Annotated in this window: 18 protein-coding genes and 1 pseudogene; 11 read left to right on the top strand and 8 right to left on the bottom strand. The window is 61.0% G+C overall.

The window, feature by feature from the left end:
• Positions 1–144: 144 nt before the first annotated feature.
• Positions 145–726 carry a DUF2771 domain-containing protein gene (locus tag QP999_RS13220; RefSeq protein WP_070531576.1) on the bottom strand — a complete coding sequence of 194 codons (582 nt, stop codon included), beginning with the start codon at positions 724–726 and terminating at the stop codon, positions 145–147.
• Between the two features lie 11 nt (positions 727–737).
• Entirely contained in the window at positions 738–1,643 is a 906-nt protein-coding gene (locus tag QP999_RS13215) for a glutaminyl-peptide cyclotransferase (protein ID WP_101736171.1), read from the bottom strand.
• Between the two features lie 56 nt (positions 1,644–1,699).
• On the opposite strand from QP999_RS13215, the gene QP999_RS13210 reads away from it, so the two are divergent.
• The 3 genes from QP999_RS13210 (at position 1,700) to QP999_RS13200 (ending at position 4,725) form a co-directional block, all read left to right on the top strand.
• Positions 1,700–2,329: a DUF3027 domain-containing protein gene (locus QP999_RS13210; RefSeq protein WP_319803319.1), complete on the top strand. Its 630-nt coding sequence runs from the start codon at positions 1,700–1,702 to the stop codon at positions 2,327–2,329.
• 126 nt (positions 2,330–2,455) lie between these two features.
• Positions 2,456–3,859, top strand: coding sequence for an NCS2 family permease (locus QP999_RS13205; RefSeq protein WP_070624531.1), 1,404 nt, complete (start codon positions 2,456–2,458; stop codon positions 3,857–3,859).
• 44 nt (positions 3,860–3,903) lie between these two features.
• A complete protein-coding gene (locus QP999_RS13200) occupies positions 3,904–4,725 on the top strand; it encodes a TrmH family RNA methyltransferase (protein ID WP_070624530.1) in 822 nt (273 codons plus the stop codon).
• On the opposite strand, the gene QP999_RS13195 is transcribed toward QP999_RS13200, so the two are convergent.
• From QP999_RS13195 to serC, 3 genes are all read right to left on the bottom strand, one after another.
• Complete coding sequence (locus QP999_RS13195) at positions 4,677–5,507, bottom strand: DUF6928 family protein (RefSeq protein WP_070523079.1); 831 nt, start codon at positions 5,505–5,507, stop codon at positions 4,677–4,679. The two genes, QP999_RS13200 and QP999_RS13195, sit on opposite strands and share 49 nt — an antisense overlap.
• 13 nt (positions 5,508–5,520) lie before the next feature.
• Positions 5,521–6,696, bottom strand: coding sequence for a septation protein SepH (gene sepH, locus QP999_RS13190; protein WP_070565689.1), 1,176 nt, complete (start codon positions 6,694–6,696; stop codon positions 5,521–5,523).
• A 154-nt stretch (positions 6,697–6,850) separates the two neighbouring features.
• On the bottom strand, positions 6,851–7,981 hold the full coding sequence (gene serC / locus QP999_RS13185; RefSeq protein ID WP_070565690.1) for a phosphoserine transaminase: 1,131 nt from the start codon (positions 7,979–7,981) through the stop codon (positions 6,851–6,853).
• A 151-nt stretch (positions 7,982–8,132) separates the two neighbouring features.
• Here serC and QP999_RS13180 point away from each other — a divergent pair, with 151 nt between their 5' ends.
• The 6 genes from QP999_RS13180 to QP999_RS13155 all read left to right on the top strand — a co-directional run bounded on the left by QP999_RS13180 (position 8,133) and on the right by QP999_RS13155 (position 14,477).
• Positions 8,133–9,425 carry a citrate synthase gene (locus tag QP999_RS13180; RefSeq protein ID WP_083299257.1) on the top strand — a complete coding sequence of 431 codons (1,293 nt, stop codon included), beginning with the start codon at positions 8,133–8,135 and terminating at the stop codon, positions 9,423–9,425.
• Between the two features lie 172 nt (positions 9,426–9,597).
• Positions 9,598–9,954: an FKBP-type peptidyl-prolyl cis-trans isomerase gene (locus QP999_RS13175; protein ID WP_010187736.1), complete on the top strand. Its 357-nt coding sequence runs from the start codon at positions 9,598–9,600 to the stop codon at positions 9,952–9,954.
• 164 nt (positions 9,955–10,118) lie between these two features.
• The gene (locus QP999_RS13170; protein ID WP_070523088.1) at positions 10,119–10,976 is read left to right on the top strand and encodes an aldo/keto reductase; all 858 of its coding nucleotides are present in this window, start codon (positions 10,119–10,121) and stop codon (positions 10,974–10,976) included.
• A gap of 434 nt (positions 10,977–11,410) precedes the next feature.
• On the top strand, positions 11,411–11,755 hold the full coding sequence (locus QP999_RS13165) for a DUF485 domain-containing protein (RefSeq protein WP_070523091.1): 345 nt from the start codon (positions 11,411–11,413) through the stop codon (positions 11,753–11,755).
• Positions 11,756–11,758: 3 nt separating this feature from the next.
• On the top strand, positions 11,759–13,405 hold the full coding sequence (locus QP999_RS13160) for a monocarboxylic acid transporter (RefSeq protein ID WP_154737184.1): 1,647 nt from the start codon (positions 11,759–11,761) through the stop codon (positions 13,403–13,405).
• 169 nt (positions 13,406–13,574) lie between these two features.
• On the top strand, positions 13,575–14,477 hold the full coding sequence (locus tag QP999_RS13155; RefSeq protein WP_230310960.1) for a hypothetical protein: 903 nt from the start codon (positions 13,575–13,577) through the stop codon (positions 14,475–14,477).
• A 23-nt stretch (positions 14,478–14,500) separates the two neighbouring features.
• Here QP999_RS13155 and QP999_RS13150 read toward each other — a convergent pair whose 3' ends face one another.
• Entirely contained in the window at positions 14,501–15,427 is a 927-nt protein-coding gene (locus tag QP999_RS13150) for a DUF1906 domain-containing protein (protein WP_070563298.1), read from the bottom strand.
• 196 nt (positions 15,428–15,623) lie between these two features.
• On the opposite strand from QP999_RS13150, the gene QP999_RS13145 reads away from it, so the two are divergent.
• Positions 15,624–16,607, top strand: coding sequence for a hypothetical protein (locus tag QP999_RS13145; protein WP_232748466.1), 984 nt, complete (start codon positions 15,624–15,626; stop codon positions 16,605–16,607).
• Positions 16,608–16,639: 32 nt separating this feature from the next.
• Here QP999_RS13145 and QP999_RS13140 read toward each other — a convergent pair whose 3' ends face one another.
• Complete coding sequence (locus QP999_RS13140; RefSeq protein WP_070531604.1) at positions 16,640–17,068, bottom strand: OsmC family protein; 429 nt, start codon at positions 17,066–17,068, stop codon at positions 16,640–16,642.
• Between the two features lie 126 nt (positions 17,069–17,194).
• Between QP999_RS13140 and QP999_RS13135 the strand changes: the two genes are divergently transcribed.
• Positions 17,195–19,417, top strand: a complete 2,223-nt coding sequence (locus QP999_RS13135; RefSeq protein WP_269948442.1) for a LamG-like jellyroll fold domain-containing protein — start codon at positions 17,195–17,197, stop codon at positions 19,415–19,417.
• A 123-nt stretch (positions 19,418–19,540) separates the two neighbouring features.
• Here QP999_RS13135 and QP999_RS13130 read toward each other — a convergent pair.
• A pseudogene (locus QP999_RS13130) lies at positions 19,541–19,918 on the bottom strand (IS1249 family transposase); the annotation flags it as partial.
• Between the last annotated feature and the right edge of the window lie 69 nt (positions 19,919–19,987).

The following is a 19,987-nucleotide window of genomic DNA, read 5'->3' as shown; positions in this document are numbered from 1 at the left end:
AAGTGTCCAAGACCTCCATGGATTCCGTGTCCAAAAAGACACCGGACTCCATGTCCAAAAACCCTATGGACATAACAGATCAGCCCTAAGTTTGGCAGCTAGGGCACTTTGTCGATCGTGGAGGCAGCGCGTGGGGCAGGGGCGCTACTTCTCAGCTGGTGCCTCGCCCGTGGCCTTGGACTCCTTGAGCTCTTCATCCGTCATGGTGGACAGGGACCATACCGTCTGCATCGGGGTTTCCTCGCCATTGGCATCGTGGCCAATCATGAGCGTGGAAATCTCCACCACCATCAGCTTGGGGCGCTCACCGGTGGAGGCCTCAATCGGCGGCACAGAGCCGGGGATGTCCAGCGAGGTGGTCTCGTTGGCGCCGTGAGAGGTGCTGTCATTGGCGGCCGGGTCATCATAGATGGACAGCACGGACCACTCGTGGTTAGAGATGGCCTCGGGGATCTCCAACTTCAGGGTGTCATCGGGGCCCACCGTGAGGTTGGGAACCTCGCCCTCCTTGCAGTCGGTGCCAGGCTCGCAGACGCTATAGGGTGCAACGTCAAGGGTGTCGGAGCCCACCGTGGCCGTGATGGTGACGTCCTGTGGCTCGGGGCCCGGGCGGTCATTCCTCCACTTTTGGAACAGCACCACCGCCACGACGATGACCGCCACGGCGATGATGAGCGCCAGAAACTGCAGCAGCGACTTCTTCCTTGCTTGCTTCACGGTAGCCATGGCTGAGAATCCTACTCGAAGCGCACCCGGTACAGCTCATCCCAGAGCTTGCCGGTGATCCAAAACTCGTCGGTGCCCGGGATTCGGGCAATGCCGTTGAGGACGGCGTTGGGATCCGTAGAAGGGGAATGGTTGAGGTTTGCGGTATCGATCACGGCGGTGACAGCGCCGGATTCCGGGTCAATGCGCAGGATATCCTCGCTCATCCAGACGTTGGCATAGACCGCACCATCGACGCACTCAAGCTCGTTGAGGTTATCCACGGGGGAGCCGTCGAGGGTGACTTCGGTGCGCGGGCCGAGCTCTGCGAAGGTCTTCGGATCCAGGTGACGCAGCTTGGCGGAGCCGTCGGACAGGATGAGTTCGGATCCCGCGTTGCACAGGCCCCAGCCCTCGCCGTCATAGCTAGCGCGGTCCAGTTCCTCGAAGGTGGCGGAATCCCGCAGGAAAGCTGTCCCGGATTTCCAGGTCAGCTGCCAGATGCCGGCGTCGGTCTGCGTGATTCCCTCGCCGAAGAATGAGCTTTCAAGCGAGGTTTCCTCTTGCGGGGCCTCTGCACCCGGGCTGAGGCGCAGCAGGCGGGACTTGCCGTTGAGCCCGGTGCCGATCAGCAGGTTGCCATCGGGGTCAACCTCCAGGCCCTGGGTAAAGGTATCGGGCGGCAGGGGTACGGTGTCCAGGACGGTAACGCCCAAGCGCTCTGGGGAGCGTGCGCTTGGCGACGTCCCACCGTCCCCCTTCGACGAGGAAGACGACGTCGAAGAGGCAGACGACACCGAAGAGGCAGGCGACACCGCGCGATCGCCTGCGGGTTGGGAGGAACACGACGTGAGCGGTGCGAGGAGAGCGCCGGCGGAGAGAGCTGCAGCGAGTGCGCGAGATGCGAGAGTGAGGTGCGGGAGGGCCATGACTGTCATTGTGCACTATGCCTTGGTGCGTGATTAATAATGGGAGGGTGACTCGCAAGAAAAAGATGCATTCCCCGCTTCTCGACTCGACCGCCGTCGACTTGGCGCGCCGGGCTGTGGAAGAGGTAGGTGAGGGGGACGTCGGCAAGCACCGCGGCGTTGCCGGAGTAGGCCGCAACGTGGCCACTCACCGTTTCGACGCCCACGTGCCGGGCTATCCGGGGTGGGAGTGGCATGCTGTCGTCGCCTGCGCGGAGGGCTCGCGCACACCGACCGTTAACGAGGTCGCGCTCGTTCCCGGCGGCCAGGCCCTCCAAGCACCCGAGTGGGTGCCCTATTCCGAGCGCCTGCGCCCAGGGGACCTTGGCCCGGGCGACCTCATGCCGCCCGCGCCCGATGACGAAAGGCTTGATGAAGGGAAGCTTTCCGAGGCAGGCCTCAAGGAAGCCAAAGAGCGCTGGCGCAAGAAGTATGGGCCTAATTCGGAGATGGCGGCGCAGGCGCAGCTGCAGTGCAAAACCTGTGCTTTCTATCTTGAGCTGATGCCTAATTATGGTGTCTGTGCCAATGAATACTCGGCGGATGGGAAAGTGGTGCACGCCACCTACGGGTGCGGTGCGCATTCCGGCACGACCATCCGTGAGGAGGGATCGGAGCAGGAGCGTCCCTTTGATGATGAGAAGCCGATCTTTTAAGAGGCTCGCCTTTCTCCCCGCACGCAGCAACGACGCAGCGTGCGGGGTTTGCGTTTTAGTGCCTGGATGGAGCACCCTTAGCAGGTAAAACTTCATTTCTCTAGATAGAAGGGGCGCTCTCTCACGATGAACGCAGCTATCGATCGCTATTTCAAGATTTCCGAACGCGGATCCACCGTGGGAACCGAGGTCCGCGCCGGCGTGGTCTCGTTCTTCGCGATGGCCTACATCATCCTCCTCAACCCTCTCATCCTGGGCACGTCCGCTGACGCTGCCGGCACCACCCTGGGCATCCCGCAGGTTGCCGCCGCCACCGCACTGGTGGCCGGCGTCATGACCATTGCCTTCGGCATGATCGCCCGTTACCCATTCGCCATGGCTGCGGGCTTGGGTATGAACACCTTCGTCGCCGTGACGATGGTTTCCCTCAACGGCCTGGAATGGCGCGAGGCGATGGGCCTCGTCGTCATTGAAGGCATCATCATCGTCCTGCTGGCCATCTCTGGCTTCCGCCAGGCCGTCTTCGATGCCATCCCGGCCTCCATGAAGGCAGCGATGGGCGTGGGTATTGGTATGTTCATCGCGCTCATCGGTTTCGTGGATGGTCACTTTGTTACCCGCGTGCCGGATGCCGCGATGACCACCGTCCCGGTGAGCCTGGGCGTTAACGGCTCGATCGCTACGTGGCCGGCCTTCGTCTTCGTCGTGGGCCTGATTCTCTCCGCCTTCTTCGTCATCCGCCAGGTTCGCGGCGGGCTGTTCATTGGCATCGTCATTACCACCATCATCGCCATGATCATTCAGGCGCTGACCGGTTCCGAGGACTGGGGCATGGCCACCCCGGAGGTACCCAGTTCTTTGGGTGGTCTGCCGGATCTTTCGATTGTGGGCCAGGTCGATCCGATTAGCGCCTTTACCAAACTCGGCGTGGTCTCCACGGTCTTGCTGATCTTCACCCTGCTGCTCACCAACTTCTTCGACGCCATGGGCACCATGAACGGCTTGGGCAAGCAAGCCAACCTCGTGGACGAGAAGGGCAACCTTCCGAACATGAAGACCGCCCTGGTGGTTGAGGGCTTTGGCGCCGTTGCCGGTGGCGCCGGTTCGGTCTCCTCCAACACAGTGTTTGCTGATTCGGCGGCCGGCATCGGTGACGGTGCCCGCACCGGCCTGGCCAACGTGGTGACCGGTGTGATCTTCTTGCTGGCCATGTTCCTCACCCCGCTCTACGAGATCGTGCCCATTGAGGCAGCGGCCCCCGTCCTCGTCGTCGTGGGCGTGATGATGGCGGCACAGCTCAAGGACATCGAGTGGAACCGCATGGAGGAGGCCATTCCGGCCTTCCTGACCATCGTGGTCATGCCCTTTACTTACTCCATTGCTAACGGTATTGGTGTGGGCTTCATCGCTTATGCCCTGATGGCTACCTTTGCCGGCAAGGCCAAGAAGGTGCACTGGATCATGTGGCTCGTGGCCGCCCTCTTCGTGGTCTACTTCGCCATGGAGCCCATCAGCTCGCTGCTGGCATAGCCCGCCTGGGGAGAACACGTGGCCCTGTGCCTAAACTAGGGGCCATGCGTTTTGTCATCGATGACCCCACAGACCCTCGCCTGGACGATATCCGCGATCTCAAGCACGCGGACAAGTCCGGCGAGGGTTTCGTTTTTGGTGAGGGCCCACTGTGCGTGGAGCGCCTGCTGGCCTCACGATTCCCGGTGCGCTGCATCATCGGCTTTGAAGGAAAGCTCGACACGTTCCTAGCGAACCACGATGTTGGCGATTTTCCCGTCTATCAGGTCACTCGAGCAACGTTGGGGGAGGTCACCGGTTTCGACATGCACCGTGGGCTGGTTGCCGCGGCTGACCGCGCAGAGGCCTGGACCGTGGATGAAGTCATTGAGGGCGCTCGCACCTTGGCCATCATGGAAGGTGTGGGTGATCATGAGAACATCGGCTCGCTCTTCCGCAACGCCGCGGGCATGGATGTCGACGGCATCCTCTTAGGCTCGGGAGCTGCGGATCCGCTCTACCGGCGCTCGGTGCGCGTTTCCATGGGGCACGTGCTGCGTTTGCCCTGGGCTCGGTTCGATGGCGGCTTTACCACCTGGCAGCGCGGGCTGGAGAAGCTGCGCGACCAGGGCTTCAGGCTGGTGTCGCTGACCCCGCATCCGGACGCCGTGCATATCGCCGACGCCCTGGAGGGTGCGGATAAGGTGGCGCTGCTGGTTGGCGCGGAGGGCCCAGGCCTGACCGAGCATGCCATGCGCGCGACCGATGTGAGGGCGCGTATCCCCATGGCGGAGGGCACGGATTCCCTCAACGTGGCGACGTCGGCGGCCATTGCCTTCTACGAGCGCCAGCGCTCCCAGAGGCTCCGTGACGTCGACACCGCATAGCGGCGCACGAGTCCGCCGAGGTGCTTGGCGGTGCGGACAATCTCTTCGCCGGTGGATTCCGGCTCGAGGTCGTGCTCTTCGTAGTCGTCATAATCGTTGAGCCCCAGCTTCGCCACTGAGGTTGTGGCCACCTCAGCCACGGTGCGGCGCGGTGGGGGAGTATCGACCTTGGGCTCGGGGCGGCCGTCGGTGGCATAGCCCACGACGTCCACGTCTGGGCCATCTTCGCCCACTTCGATGCCCAGCCAGAACTCTTGGGCTGCCTGGGTGATGGTGAGCGGCTCGAAGGGCAGGGCAATCCCACCTGCGGGCTCGTCCATCTCCCCGGCCCAGTAAGGGGCCTCAAAGGTTTCGGGCAGGCCATGATCCTCGTAGAGGTTAAAGCGCGTTCCACACAGGGAGCGCCGCAGGCGGCTGCCCGTCCAGTGCGCAAAGCCGGCATAGCCAGTCTCTGGGTTAGAGGTGAAGGCGTAAATCTCCTCTGCCGGCACGGCCTCGCGCAGGGTGCGGGAGAGCTGCGAGAGGATCAGCTGGTCATCATGGATGATGGTTTGCACGACGGCCACACCGGGGTAGCCGCCGATGTAGAACTCGCTCGCGCCGGGTTCGGCGGAACGGTTTAGGGGGAACTGCCCGATAGGCGTTACCGGTAGGGAGGGGTTGAGTTGAGCGAGAAACTTGCGGCCGAAACCGCGGTCAGCCTTGGGCTCTCCGCGGAGAACCTCGGCGGGATCGGCGGCGGTGACGTACCAGAGAGTGAGAACGGCGCTTTGGGTATCCACGGCAGGCTACTCGTTAATCGCGGGGGCGCTTGGTAGAGGAACGAACGCCGAGCAGCACATCCTCCCAGTGCGGGGTGACGGCCTTGCGGCGGCGCTTGGCAGGCTTGGGTTCCGGATCCGGGTTCTGGAGGAAGTCCTCGTCTACGCCCGATTCCTTCTCCTCCGGCTGTGCCGCCGCGCCCTCGTCGCGGGCATCTGCGTTTTCATCGGCGCCGGTTTCGGCGGGGTGCTCCCCACCGCGCGGGGAGGGAAGCACGGAAGGCTCGGCAGTGACGTCGGCCTCCGCCTCAGTGTTCTCATTTGCGTTGCCGGTGTAGGAAGACAGTTCCGTTACGCCGGGGGCTCCAGCGCGCGCGTCCTCGTTGACCTCTCGGCCCTCGGCGTAGTCACGCCCATCGATGGCTTCGTCATAGCGCTCGCCACGGCCCACGGAGGTCAGCGAACGCACCGGCTGCACGAAGTCCGGGTCCGTCAGGTCTGCGGCCACGGAATTGCGTGCCTCCACCGTGGCCGGGGAGGACATCGTCTGCTTGAAGGTCCACTCCGCTTCGTTGGCGGAAAGCCCCGTCTTCCACGTGATGCGCAGGATCCACGGTTCACCTTGATGGCGGTAGGCGTCCCATGTTGCCTCCGACAGCGAGTGCCCACGTGCGGCGAATGCGGTGGCCAGGATCTCCCACAGGGTGAGCTTGGCCGGGCCATCCTCGCGGATGGGGTGCGCCTGCTTGGCGACGTCCGCAATGCGCGCCCGCTCCAAAAGCACCGGGTGCGCAAAAGGCTCGATGCGGGATTCCGGAACGTCGAGCTCCTCGGCGATCTCAGCGGCGCTGGCACCGGCGCGGATGCGGGCTTGAATCTCATTGGGGCGCAGGCGGATTTCTTGCGCCTGCTGCGTGTGCTGAGTCTGCGGAGAGGAAGGGGAGCCACCAGAAGATGGCATCACGGTGTGCAAACCAGCAGAGCGCGAAGCCTGTGCAGAAGTGGGGGAGGAATCGTCGGTGGCGTTCCCGGCCTCGTGCGTGGTGTGGTCGGATGCCTCTTTCGCGGAGTCGGAGTCGGCGGAGTCGGCGGGAGCGAAAAGCTCGCGAAGCTCGTCGGTGACCTCGAGGAAGAACTCCTCACCATCCTCGGCCCGGAGGACGAGCGAGGTGTCAGTTGAGTCGCTGGGTGCGAGGAAAATCTCGCGCATGATGGCGCTCCTTAGCCTGGTAGCGGACATGTGATGAAATCCACTTTACCCAGAACATGCCCCGAACTCTGGCAAGAGCGCGGGGCATGTTGTATGACTCAACAAATAGGTGCAAACAAAGTTGTTGCGTGGTGCAAGGAGTGGCGGGCGAAGGCTATCGGTTGTCCAAAACGTAATCGATAGCCTTGGTGAGCTTGGTGACGTCCGCGGAGTCGATCGCCGGGAACAAGCCCACTCGCAGCTGGTTGCGGCCCAGCTTGCGGTAAGGCTCGACGTCGAGAATGCCGTTGGCGCGCAGCGTCGCGGCAACCGCAGCTGCGTCGACGGAGTCCTCGAAGTCGATGGTGCCCACCACGAGGGAACGTGCGGCAGGCTCGGCCACGAAGGGGGTGGTCTCCGGGCGGGACTCTGCCCAGTTGTACAGGATGGAGGAGTTCTCCGTGGTGCGCTTGACCATGCCGTCGAGGCCGCCGTTGGCGTTCATCCACTGCACCTGATTCTCCAGCATGAGCAGCGTGGCCACAGCTGGGGTGTTGTAGGTCTGGTTCTTGCGGGAGTTGTCCACGGCGGTCTGCAGGTTGAGGAAGGGTGGGATGAAGCGATCGGAGGAGTTAATCTTCTCGATGCGCTCGAGGGCTGCCGGGGACATGGCCGCCAGCCACAGGCCGCCGTCGGAAGCGAAGCACTTCTGCGGGGAGAAGTAGTAGACGTCGGCATCCGACATATTCACGGGCAGGCCGCCGGCGCCGGACGTGGCGTCGACGACGACGAGCTGCTCCGCGTTTTCGGGGTTGGGGCGGGTCACCGGAACCATGGCTCCAGTCGAAGTTTCGTTGTGGGCCCACGCGATGATGTCGGCGCCTTCGGCATCAGCTGCCTTCGGATCAGGTGCGGTGCCGACCTCGGCTTCGGTGACGAGCGGGGCGTCGAGCCAGGGGGCGGCGGCTGCGGCTTTAGCAAACTTAGAGGAGAATTCGCCGAAGCTGAGGTGGGCGGATTTCTTCTCAATCAGGCCGAAGGTCGCCGCGTCCCAAAACGCGGTGGCACCGCCAAGGGAGAGGACAATTTCATAGCCTTCTGGCAGGGAAAACAACTCGGAAAGCCCTTCGCGGATGGAACCGACGAGGTTCTTGACGGCTGGCTTGCGGTGCGAGGTGCCAATGATGGTGCTGGCACCCGCGGTGATTGCCTCAATTTGGGAGGGGCGGACCTTCGAGGGCCCGCAGCCAAAGCGGCCGTCGGTGGGGAGGAGATCTGCTGGCAGGACGAGTTCTGAGTTGCTCATGTGGGCAGTGTAGCCTAATTTCGTTCGCGCATTAGATACTTTGCCAGGATTGCCAATGTTGGCAGAGTCACAGGTTTTGCTAGAGTGTGAAGAGGTTTAGATCTGTCGCGCCGGCTGCGGTCGGCGTTGAACATTGAGGAAAGGAATATACGTGGCTTCTGAAAAGAACAAGGTTGTACTGCAGTACCCCGGCGGCGAGTACGAGATGGACATTAAGCAGTCCACGGAGGGTGACTCCGGCTTCGATATTGGCAAGCTCCGTAACGAGACCGGCCTAGTCACCTTTGACCCGGGCTATGCGTCTACCGGCTCTACCGAATCCAAGATCACCTTTATTAATGGTGAGGAAGGCATCCTCCGCCACCGCGGCTACGACATCGCGGACTTGGCTGAGAACGCCACCTTCAACGAGGTGTCTTACCTGTTGATCAAGGGCCACCTGCCCACCGAGGATGAGCTGTCCAAGTTCAACAACGAGATCCGTCACCACACCCTGTTGGATGAGGACTTCAAGGCAGCCTTCAACATCTTCCCGCGCAACGCGCACCCGATGGCTGTTCTAGCCTCCTCCCTCAACATTCTTTCCGCCTACTACCAGGACCAGCTCAACCCGCTGGATGAGGAGCAGCTGGATAAGGCAACCGTCCGCCTGCTGGCTAAGGTGCCGATGTTGGCCGCTTATGCTTACCGCGCATCGCAGGGTAAGCCCTACATGTACCCGGATAACAAGCTCAACGCGCGCGAGAACTTCCTGCGCATGATGTTTGGTTACCCGACTGAAGATTATGAGGTCGACCCGATCGTGGCCAAGGCTCTGGATAAGCTCCTTATCCTGCACGCTGACCACGAGCAGAACTGCTCCACCTCCACCGTCCGCATGATCGGCTCCGCTCAGGCCAACCTGTTCGTTGCTATCGCCGGTGGTATCAACGCCCTGTCCGGCCCGCTGCACGGTGGTGCTAACCAGGCTGTTCTGGAGATGCTCGAGGATATCCAGAACAACCACGGTGGTGACGCAACCGACTTCATGAACCGCGTGAAGAACAAGGAAAAGGGCGTTCGCCTCATGGGCTTCGGCCACCGCGTGTACAAGAACTACGACCCGCGCGCGGCCATCGTCAAGGACACCGCTCACGAGATCATCGATCACCTCGGTGGCGATCCGATGCTGGACCTGGCTATGAAGCTTGAGGAGATTGCGCTGAACGACGACTACTTCGTCTCCCGCAAGCTCTACCCGAACGTCGACTTCTACACCGGCCTGATCTACCGCGCCATGGGCTTCCCGACGGACTTCTTCACCGTCCTCTTTGCCATCGGCCGCCTGCCGGGCTGGATTGCTCAGTACCGCGAGCAGCTTGAGCTCAACACCAAGATCAACCGTCCGCGCCAGATCTACACCGGCGAGACCCTGCGTAAGGTCACCCCGCGTAGCGAGCGCTAAACGGTAGCCTGAACGGTGGTCTTTAACAGGCCGCCGTGGCTTGACGTATAGCCCATACGCTGGGTTTCTAGGGCCGAGCCTCTCATCTCCGCTTATACTGGGGAACGTTGTGGCTCGGCCCACGCGTATGCGGCCAGCAAAGAAGAAAGTAATCCAAGGAGGATAATCCCCAATGGAAAAGCCCGTAATTGAGCCGGCAACGGAGCCTGCTCCCCAGGACCTTGTCATCGAAGACATCGTGGTGGGTGACGGTGCCGAAGCCCAGCCGGGCGGCTTCGTTGAGGTCCACTACGTTGGTGTTGACTACGAGACGAACCAGGAGTTCGACTCTTCATGGGGTCGTGGCCAGTCCATCGAGTTCCCGCTGACTGGCCTCATCGCCGGCTGGCAGGAAGGAATCCCGGGTATGAAGGTGGGCGGCCGCCGCAAGCTGGTCATCCCGCCGGAGAAGGCCTACGGCCCGGCCGGTGGCGCACACCCGCTGTCGGGTCGCACGCTGACCTTCGTCATCGATCTCATTCGCGCCTAAAGGAAAGGGCAAGGAAAGGGCTTAGCCCTTTCTGTTTCCCTCAATGACGCCCTGCCCGGCCGTGCGCTACTGCACGGCCGAGCAGGGCGTTTCGCGTGCGTAGGTTCGGATTAAAGCGCTGAGGAGCTATGCTTCGCCCCCACAGGGAGTTAAAGTGCGGCACAATGGGGGACATGAGTGTCCCACAAACCACGTTCAATGATGACCGCGAGATGCCGCTGATGGGTCTCGGAACCTACAAGCTGCGCGGAGAGGATCTCATCCGCTCCGTGCGTGAAGCCATCGATCTGGGCTACCGCCACTTCGATACTGCGACTCTGTACGAGAATGAAGAAGAACTTGGGCAGGCACTGAATGAGGCCATGAAGGCCGGTGACGTAACCCGGGATGAGCTGTTTATCACCAGCAAGGTCTGGCACGACCATCACGGTAAGGACAAGGTAGGCCAAGCCTTCCGTGAATCCTTGGACAAACTGCAGCTGGACTACCTTGACCTCTACCTCATCCACTGGCCGTGGCCGCAGGGTGGGCTCTATGTGGAGACGTTCGAGGAGATTGCCCGCATGCAGGGCATGGGTCAGATTGCGTCGATTGGCGTGGCCAACTTCTATGAGGAAACCTTGCAAACCCTGATTGATGAGACCGGTATCGTCCCGGTTCTCAACCAGGTGGAGCTGCACCCGGGCTTCACTCAGCCGGAGCTGCGCGAATTCCATGCCAAGCACGGCATCGTGACGGAGGCTTGGTCGCCGTTGGCGCGCGGCGTTGTGCTCAACAACCCGGTGGTTGAGTCCGTCGCCGAAAAGCATGGCATCACTGCCGGACAGGCGGTGTTGGCGTACCTGCTGAGCAAGGGGATTTCTGTTATCCCGAAGTCCAGCCGCCGGGAGCGCCTTGCAGAAAACTTCGCTGCCGCAGAGGTTGAGCTTACTTCCGAAGACGTAGCGGCTCTTGATGCGCTTGATGGCCAGGAAGGCTTTGGCCGTATGTTCAAGGACCCGCGAGAGTTCCCTGGCGCCTAAGCCGAAACACGTGGGGCGTAACCAAACGCCCGCGAGCGGTGGAGCCCGCCTTCAGCGCCTTGCTCTTTCTTTCTACATCGTTAGGGGAGAGGGGAGGACGCTGAAGGCGGGCTTTGTTGCGTACCCAGGGAAGTGGGAATCGTGAGGGGTGGGGGAGTGAAGATCTGTGAAAGACTCTGTGAAGTTTCGGTTTGCTAAATTAGATTCTTCCTTTGGAATCTCCTGTGGGGGTGCTAGCAGCGAGATAGAAATCCCTTGTAGTTGCAAGGGTAGGGGGTAGCGAAAGTGTATGTTATTAACTTTTCTTGGCAGGATTTACAACCTTGCAAGAGCGGTTAGGTAACTTACTGTGCAAGGCAAAACGTGATTGAAGACACTACCTCTTGTCTCTCACCGCGGTTTGTGGAGAAAAGACCCCTTGTAAGGAGAGCGACATGACTGACGCACCTGCTTCGATTAACTCGCGCCGCGAACCTACGCCGCAAGAGTTCATCGAGATGCGTGACAGCCCGCAGTTTGCCAAGCTGCGCAGCGCGTACCGCAAATTCACCTTCCCCATGACTGTGGCGTTCTTTGTGTGGTACGTCCTCTATGTGCTGGCTGCGGTCTTTGCCCCCAGCTTCATGGCCATAGAGCTTGGTGGCGGTTGGAACATTGGCCTTGTCTTTGGCCTCGCCCAGTTCTTGACAACCTTCATCATTACGTACATCTACGTCAACTACGCCAACAAAAACATCGAGCCGCAGGCAGCGGCCATTCGCCAGGAACTGGAGGGCTAAACAATGCAGACCATTACCTTGGCCGCAGCGGAATCCTCCGCCGGCAACCCGATTCTGAATATCTCAGTCTTCGCCGCCTTCCTCGTTGTCACCATGTACGTGGTGCTTCGTGCCGGCAAGTCCACGAAGGAAGCCTCCGACTTCTACACCGGCGGCGGTAGTTTCTCCGGCCGGCAGAACGGCCTTGCTATCTCCGGCGACTACCTGTCCGCCGCGTCCTTCCTGGGCATCGTCGGCGCCGTTGCGCTCAACGGCTACGATGGCTTCCTCTACTCGGTCGGCTTCTTCGTCGCCTGGCTTGTTGCGCTGATGCTCGTCGCGGAGCCGATGCGCAACGTCGGCCGCTTCACCATGGCGGACGTGTTGTCCTTCCGCCTTAAGCAGCGCCCGGTGCGCGTGGCAGCGGCTATCTCGACCCTGTTCGTGTCGCTGTTCTACCTCATCGCGCAGATGGCTGGCGCAGGATCCCTCGTGGCCGTGCTCCTGAATATTCACGACTTCAAGTGGCAGGCCGTCGTCGTTGGCATCGTGGGCATCCTCATGATCGTTTACGTTCTTGTTGGCGGCATGAAGGGTACGACCTACGTGCAGATGATCAAGGCCGTGCTCCTGGTGACCGGCGTGGTCATCATGTGCATTCTCACCTTTGTCTTGTTGAAGGGTGGCTTCAGCGCACTCTTTACCCAGGCGATTGATATGCACGCTAATTCCGAAGCTATCAAGGAGGGCGGCTATGAAGCCTCCCAGATCATGGAGCCGGGCCTGAAGTACGGCAAGAACCTCACCACCAAGCTTGACTTCATCTCCCTGGGTATTGCCCTCGTTCTCGGTGTTGGCGGCCTGCCGCACGTTCTCATGCGCTTCTACACGGTGCCGACCGCGACCGAGGCTCGCCGCTCCGTTACCTGGGCCATCGTTATCATCGGTGCCTTCTACCTGATGACCCTGGTTCTGGGCTACGGCGCTGCCGCCCTCGTTGGCCCGGACCGCATCCTCGCCGCACCGGGCGGTGCGAACTCCGCGGCCCCGCTGCTGGCGTTGGAGATCGGTGGCTCCATCTTCATGGCGGTCATCTCCGCGGTGGCCTTCGCTACCGTTCTGGCTGTTGTCGCCGGCCTCGCCATCACTGCTTCGGCTTCCATCGCGCACGATATCTACCACTCCGTCATCCGCAACGGTGAGTCCACCGAGGCTGAGCAGGTTCGCGTTTCCCAGATCACCGTGGTCGTCCTGGGCATTGTCTCCATCATCCTGGGCATTCTGGCCATGACCCAGAACGTTGCCTTCCTGGTGTCCCTGGCCTTTGCCGTGGCTGCCTCCGCCAACCTGCCGACCATCCTGTACTCCCTGTACTGGCGTCGATTCAACACCGCAGGTGCCGTGGCGTCGATGTACACCGGTGTTATCTCCTGCTTGGTACTCATCTTCCTGTCCCCGGCAGTCTCCGGTACCCCGACCTCGATGTTCCCGAACGCTGACTGGTCCATCTTCCCGCTGTCCTCCCCGGGCCTGGTCACCATCCCGCTGGCCTTCTTCGCCGGCTGGATCGTTTCCATCATGACCCCGCCGGACAACCTAGAAGAACTGTCCGCCGAGATGGAGGTTCGCTCCCTGACCGGCGTGGGTGTTGAGGCTCCGGTGGATCACTAAAACGCCTCAATCACACCGTTTCAGGCGGTAGAGAGTAGAATCAAACATCGTGTTTTACTCTCAGCCTTCTCACAGGGCGGCGTCAGTGCGAGCTGGCGCCGCCCTTCTGGCGTGCGTACTCGGTGCAGCCTCTCTCGTTGCGTGCTCGCCAGCGCACGAAGAAGACTCCATGGCCGGCGGTTCAGCGCAGACCAGCGCACGCAAACCTGGCCCCATCACACATCGGAAAGGCCAGCTGCAGCTGGCTGCTGTCCCGGACTCAGTAGGTCAGTTCCTCAAGGGCGATGAGTCCAAGGCCATCACGTATTACCGCATTGAGACGGGCATGCACATGGGCTCGACCACTGAACACCAGCCGCGCTATGCGCTGAGCTTGATTAAGCTCTACATCGCAACCTACGTGCTGGAACGCGGGTCTTTCGAGGACAAGTACCTAGCGTTGGATATGGTTGCTGATTCCTCTGACGAGAGTGCCGCACAGCTCTTTGAGAAATATCCGCGATCCATCGATGCCATTGCTAAGGAATATGGCTTGGAGTCCACGTCCGCGGGGGAGGACTGGGGGCATTCCATGACCTCTACGTACGACGTTGTGAGGTTCATTGTTCAGCTCATGGAGGATGATCCGACCCATCCTGTGCTGGTAGCTATGTCCCACGCCGATGCTGTATCTGCCGACGGATATCAACAGAACTATGGCACCGCGAAGCTGAGCGACGTCGTGGGCTCTAAGTGGGGATGGTCGGACAGCAAGGATCGTCATTCCTCGGTGTCTTTTGGAGAGAACTTTGTCGTGGCTGCATCCATCGAAGGAAGCGCTCAGGAACTCACGTCTTATGTACGCAAGGAGATCACCGGTAAGAACCTGGTGAAGGGCAACAACCTGAACAAGGAGGCGCTGGCTAATCCTGGTGCTGTTGCCACGCGCTTGACGACGTCCAGCGCTGCGCCCACTGCGACCTCCACGACAGCGACGCCGGCTGCCGCGACATCTTCGGAGCCGTCTTCTTCTGCGCCGTCCTCTCAACCAACGTCTAGAACGTCGGCCTCGAAGACCTCTGCGGCACGGTAGGGGACTGCGCCGCAGCAGGGCATTTAGCCCATGGACTTGCGCACGGTGTTGAGGATATCCACTGCGCCGCGGACTTGGTCATTGCTGATGGAAGAACCAGCAATGGTGATGCCATCGCTGCTCACACTGGAGCCGCGACCAGTGGGATCCGGCAGGGTGATGTTGGGCAGCGGGATGTTGTCCGGCACGCTCGGGATGTCCTTGACCTTGGGCGGTGTCACCGCGCCTTGGCCCGGGGTCCACTGACCCCAGTCATTGGCGTAGACGGTGTTAATATCGCAGGTCACGCCGTCGATGGTGGCCTGGTTCTTGGCTTTTTGGTGGATGGTGGTGCGCGGGTGAATCTTGCCGCCCGAGCCCCAATCGTGCATCCAGTAGAACTGGCCAATGTGGTCGTTGACGCACCAGTCGATGACGTTGTAATTGCCGTACACGCCGGTTTGGTAGCCGGCCGCGCTCAGCGCCGTCGAGAAGGCCTTGAGGTAGGGGCGGATTTGGTTCTCATACTGGGCGCGGGTGGGGTTGTCATCGATCGCGATGTAGATTGGGCGGCCCGTCGGCCCGCCAGCGGCCTTGTGAATAGCGATGGCCTGCGGGGCGTGGACGGCGGCACCCGCCGCACCGTTGAGCCAGTCGGCGGTCTCGGCGCGGCCGAACTGGTAAATGGAGGCGGTCTTCAGGCCGACAGCGGCATTGGCCTTCGTTTCCGCCAGCGTGACGGGTTTGCCCTGCATCCAGTTAGCGCCGGGGCGGCGCTGGGAAACATAGCGAATGGCGCCGAGGTGGCCGGCGGCCTTGATGGCGCGCGCAGAAGGGACACCGGCGGAGAAGTCAATGATGGTGCCCACAGCTGGACCCACGGCGAGCGCAGCGGGTGCTTGGCTGCCGATGGCACCGGCGGTCAGCGCGAGGGCACTGGCTTTGATAAGGGAACGGCGGGACAAAGACATGATGGAGTTCTCCTAGCGAGGGTCAAGTGGGCTGACAAAGATGGGGCCGAAGAAAGTATCTGAAGTCACTTTAGCCACGATGGTCTAAAATTGCACCACAATTAGTATGGGTGGGTGCACAGGTGCGCCTCGCAGAGCCATAAACGTGCACGGAGCCCCATAAGACGGAGGAATAAGTATGGCTGAAGAGCTGAGAATGCGTTTCATTCAGGGCGACAGCGTGTTCCGGCTGAACCACCAGCAGTTCAGCGATGCTGAGGTGCAAGCGGTGCTTCAGGGTTACATCGAGAACTGCCGTCGGAACTCTCAGTGGATCCTCGATACCCGTGAAGAAGGAAACACCCTCGTGGTGGAGCATCTTTTCCCCGCGGAAGAATTCATCGAGGCGAATAATGGCCGCCTGCATATCGATGAGGCTTTCGTCGAATCACTGCCCCTGACGTACCCGATCGTGTTTGAGATCCGCTCGGGCTACCTGCGCATCCACAAGCCGCTAGCCAATAAGTACGGCGCTCTCCTGTCTGACTTCATTCGTGGCTTGTGGGAAGTGTTGCTGCAAGGTCAGATGCACTACCTGTGGGATCACGGCTTTGCGCAGTGTGGTGGTGTGGGAACGATACAACTCAACGCCTATGGGCTGCTGGAGCCGGACGAGCCGCTCATTGGGTTTTACCGGGTAGACGTCGATATGCAGCACGAGGCCTGGGTGTACATCACCCCGCAAGGGCTCATCCTGGTTTTCGACGATGACGACGTCCTTGCCTTCGACAAGGTGGACATGCGCAATCCCTCGATTCCTTCAGGAGTCTTTTCTTTTAGCATGCTCAAGGCTGAGGTGGTTGGAACCGGCGGCGGCAAGACTATTAAAACCTCAATGAGTCCAAAGGATCTTGGGGAACTGGACCAGGCTCGGACGGATATCCGCACCATGTTGTCCTCGCCACACCAAGGGCAGCCGCGCCGTATGGTGGATCCGAACCCGCTTCCCTGGATCGTGGTGGACGGCGAAGAGCTGGGCTATATGGCACAGGCGGATCTGGAGCGCTACCGCCGCCAGCGCTCCGATGCCGGGCACAACCCATTCGGGGATGGCTCCCACACTATGCAGCAAGCCATGGACAACCCCTTCGTTGAATCGTGGGAGGAGAACCCTTCGCGCGACGATAACCCTTTCGCTTAAAGCGCTCTAAAGGCGCTTAAAGCGGAGTGGGCTTAGGGCTGGGTCGTGCGGAACGTGACGTTGGTGGGGTTTTCTACCGTGCGGGAGACGGTGCAGTCCTTCTCGTGGGAGATGCGCACGAGGCGCTCCACCATGGACTGGGCCTGACGGCCGGCATCGGTATCGGGGAAGCGGAGGGAGAATTCCACGTTGACGTCGCTAAGCCTTGAGGCGCCGTCCTCGTTGACGCGGGTGCCTTCTACGTGGACGTCGAAAAGCTCCGGCTCCGTGCGCCGGGAGGTGACCACGTCGACGTCCACGGCCGAGCAGCCCGCCACGGCAGCGAGCAACAGCTCGACCGGACTTAGCAGTCCGTCGCCCGTGCCGAATTCGAGGGTCGCGCCCGCAGTGTTCGTGGCGCGGTAGCGACCGGTATCAACGCGGGTGACGTCGACGTTGTATTTCTTAGTGATATTGCTCATGAGCGTTCATCCTAGCGGCGGGTAATCATTTAAACGTGCGTTCATGCGGTCGTTACGTGAGGGAAAGCTATGGAGAATACATTTCTTATGTCTCTTTTGGCTTTATTCACTGTGATTGGAAGATCTATGGCTTCTCGCCGCCTGCTCGGCACCGTGGTCACCGCCTCGGTGGCCGGTACGTTCCTCGTCGTCCCTGCCTTTGCTGCCGAACCTTCAGAAGGCCTGGGCTCACGTTTTAGCATCGGCGTGCTGCCGGATACGCAGTTCTATTCCCGTTACTCCACCCCGGAGACCGGCAATTTGGCCCAGGCGCGCTACGGTAGCGAGCCTTTCAAGGCGCAGGTCGAGTGGCTGGTGAAGAATCAGGAAGCGCTGAACATGGACTTCGCTACCCACCTCGGTGACGTGGTGGACCAGTCTGACGTCGAGGGGGAGTGGAAGGTCGCCGATGAAGCCATGAAGGTCCTCGATGACTCCGACCTGAACTACTCTATCCTGCCGGGCAACCACGACATGATTGAGGACAAGTCGGCGCACCCGTACAACTACTACTTCAGCGCCGAGCGCGCCAAGACCGCCAACCCGGAAACCTTCCAAGAGCGCCACACCGCGGTCAACAATGACTCCGAGTACCACATTTTTGAGGCCGAGGGCCAGAAGTACCTGGTCCTGGCGCTGGGCTGGCGCGCGGATGATGCGGCTCTGGAGTGGGCGCAAGGCGTTCTCGATGCGCACCCGGACCTGCCGGTCATCCTCACCAGCCACGAGGTGCTCAACCTCGATGGTGCTGGCGAGGTTTTCTACTCCGATGACTATGGCCAGGGCCTGTGGGACAAGTTCATTAAGAAGAACGACCAGATCTTCTTGACCATGGGCGGCCACCACCACGGCGCGGGCTACCGCGTGGACAAGAACGATGCAGGCCACGACGTCATCGGCATCCTGCAGGACTACCAGATGGCTTACCAGGGCGGTAACGGTCTGCTCGGCGTGCTCGAGTTCGACCTGAGCGGCAATGAGCTGGAGATGACCGCCCTGTCCCCGTGGGTCGCGCAGAAACCAGCGAAGGAGCTCACGCAGTTCGACAAGCTCATCCTCGACGGCACAGGCGATAGCTATCACGTGCCGCTCAACTTCAAGGAGCGTTTCGCTGACTTCGCCCCGGACTGGACCATTGGCGATGAAAACGACCCGGACCTCGGTCAGAAGGCCCGCGACATCGCTGAGGAAGGCTACACCCCGTACACCATCCCGAAGGACCAGCTGCCGGAGGGCCCGAATGACTTCGTGAAGTCCGACAAGACCGTCTTCCACTGGCGCCCGGGGCAGACCAAGAACACGGACGGCAAGCAGCTTGCCGACGGCGACGTGGCCACCGAAGGCGCAGTCATTCCGGATGTCTTCGGTGCTGATGGTGCCGGTGACCTCGTTCGCGAGGGTGGTCCTTCCAACACGGGTGAGCGCATCACCTACACCAAGGACCACCACCCGTTGTCCTCTGATTCTGGCTCCCTCTACTGGTCCGACCCAGCTGGCAAGCTCGCGATGGCAGAGTTTCGGTCCAAGGAAGGCGCGGAGATCAACAAGGTCGATACCTCCGAGGGCTACACCTTTGAGTCCTTCGTGAAGATTCCGAAGGACTTCAACGGCTCTGAGCACGGCTGGGGGAGTGCGCTCTCCCGCGACTCCAGCATCGCCGAGCTTGTCGACGGATCCGAGGACACCGACCCCACCGTCATGTTCGGCATTTCTAACCTCCGTGAGCTGCGCTGGTGGGCGGAACCGAAGGAAGGCGAAGGTTCGACTGTCTGGTCCCACGAGGTTCCCACCGAGGAGTGGATGCACATCGCCGTAGTCAACAAGCCGGATTCCGACACCGTAGAGATGTTCATCAACGGTGCACCCATCCTGCGCAACGCCAAGGGTGCTGAAGGCCTCCTCCCGCGCGACCTGCAGTGGGTTATGGGCGCTGGCTTTGATAGCCGCAAGCCGCAGGACCCGTGGTACGGCTGGATTGGTGAGACCCGCCTGACCCAGGGCGTTCTGGACTCCGACGAGTGGCTCACCGCGCGCCCGGCCGTGAAGGAGGAAGAGCCGTCGAGCTCCACTACGACGCCTACCGAGCCGACCAAGCCTTCTAAGCCGACCAACACGAAGGAGCCTTCTGCCGACGATATGGCTGCGGCCTTCTTCGCAGGCTCCAGCCGTGGCGCGAAGGTTATCCTCCCCATCATCGCCGTCATTGCAGTCGTCGGCGGTGCCGCCTACGGCCTCATCCCGACCATCAACCGCATCTTCGGTCTTAACATCCCGCAGCCGAAGCTGCCGCAGATCCCGGGTCTGAACTAGTTACCGTTCACCCTCCGTCCCCCGACTCACATTGAGGCGGGGGGTTTTCTATTGTGATGGCCCTGGGCGGATTTTAGCGGGTTAAGGGTCAAAATGTGTGTCTGGCTCGGCGTGTCGCTGGGGTTAGATTTGGCCTTTTTGGATGCCGATTGAGTGGGTGTACTCGGTGTCGATACCGTTGTCGTAGAGGGCTGGTCGTCCTGTTTCGTGGTCGGCTTGGTTCTCGGTGTGGGTCAGGATGGATACTTTGGCGAGTTGGTCCTGGCCCCAGTGGGACTGTCTGGCGATGCGTAGTGGATCGTCGGGCAGTTCTGTTTTTAGGTACAGCCACCAGTCCAGCATTTTGCGCTGGTGTTCATTTGTTCTGCCCCGGTGAGCACGCGCAATCTCTTTCAGGCGAGCGTTAATCCCGCCTTCAAGACTGTTGGTCGTAGATTTGATGCGGGCAGGTTCTAAGACGCCTTTAGGTTGATTGATGTAGACAAAGAGCATGCTGTTGCGACCGGCTATTTGGTAGCAGTGTCGTGACTATCTGGTAGCGCTTCAGTGAGTATCTGGTAGCAGCTCGCG

The organism is Corynebacterium sp. MSK004 (assembly GCF_030232515.1).
Classification (GTDB): domain Bacteria; phylum Actinomycetota; class Actinomycetes; order Mycobacteriales; family Mycobacteriaceae; genus Corynebacterium; species Corynebacterium hesseae.
This window is presented reverse-complemented; position numbering and strand designations above follow the sequence as displayed.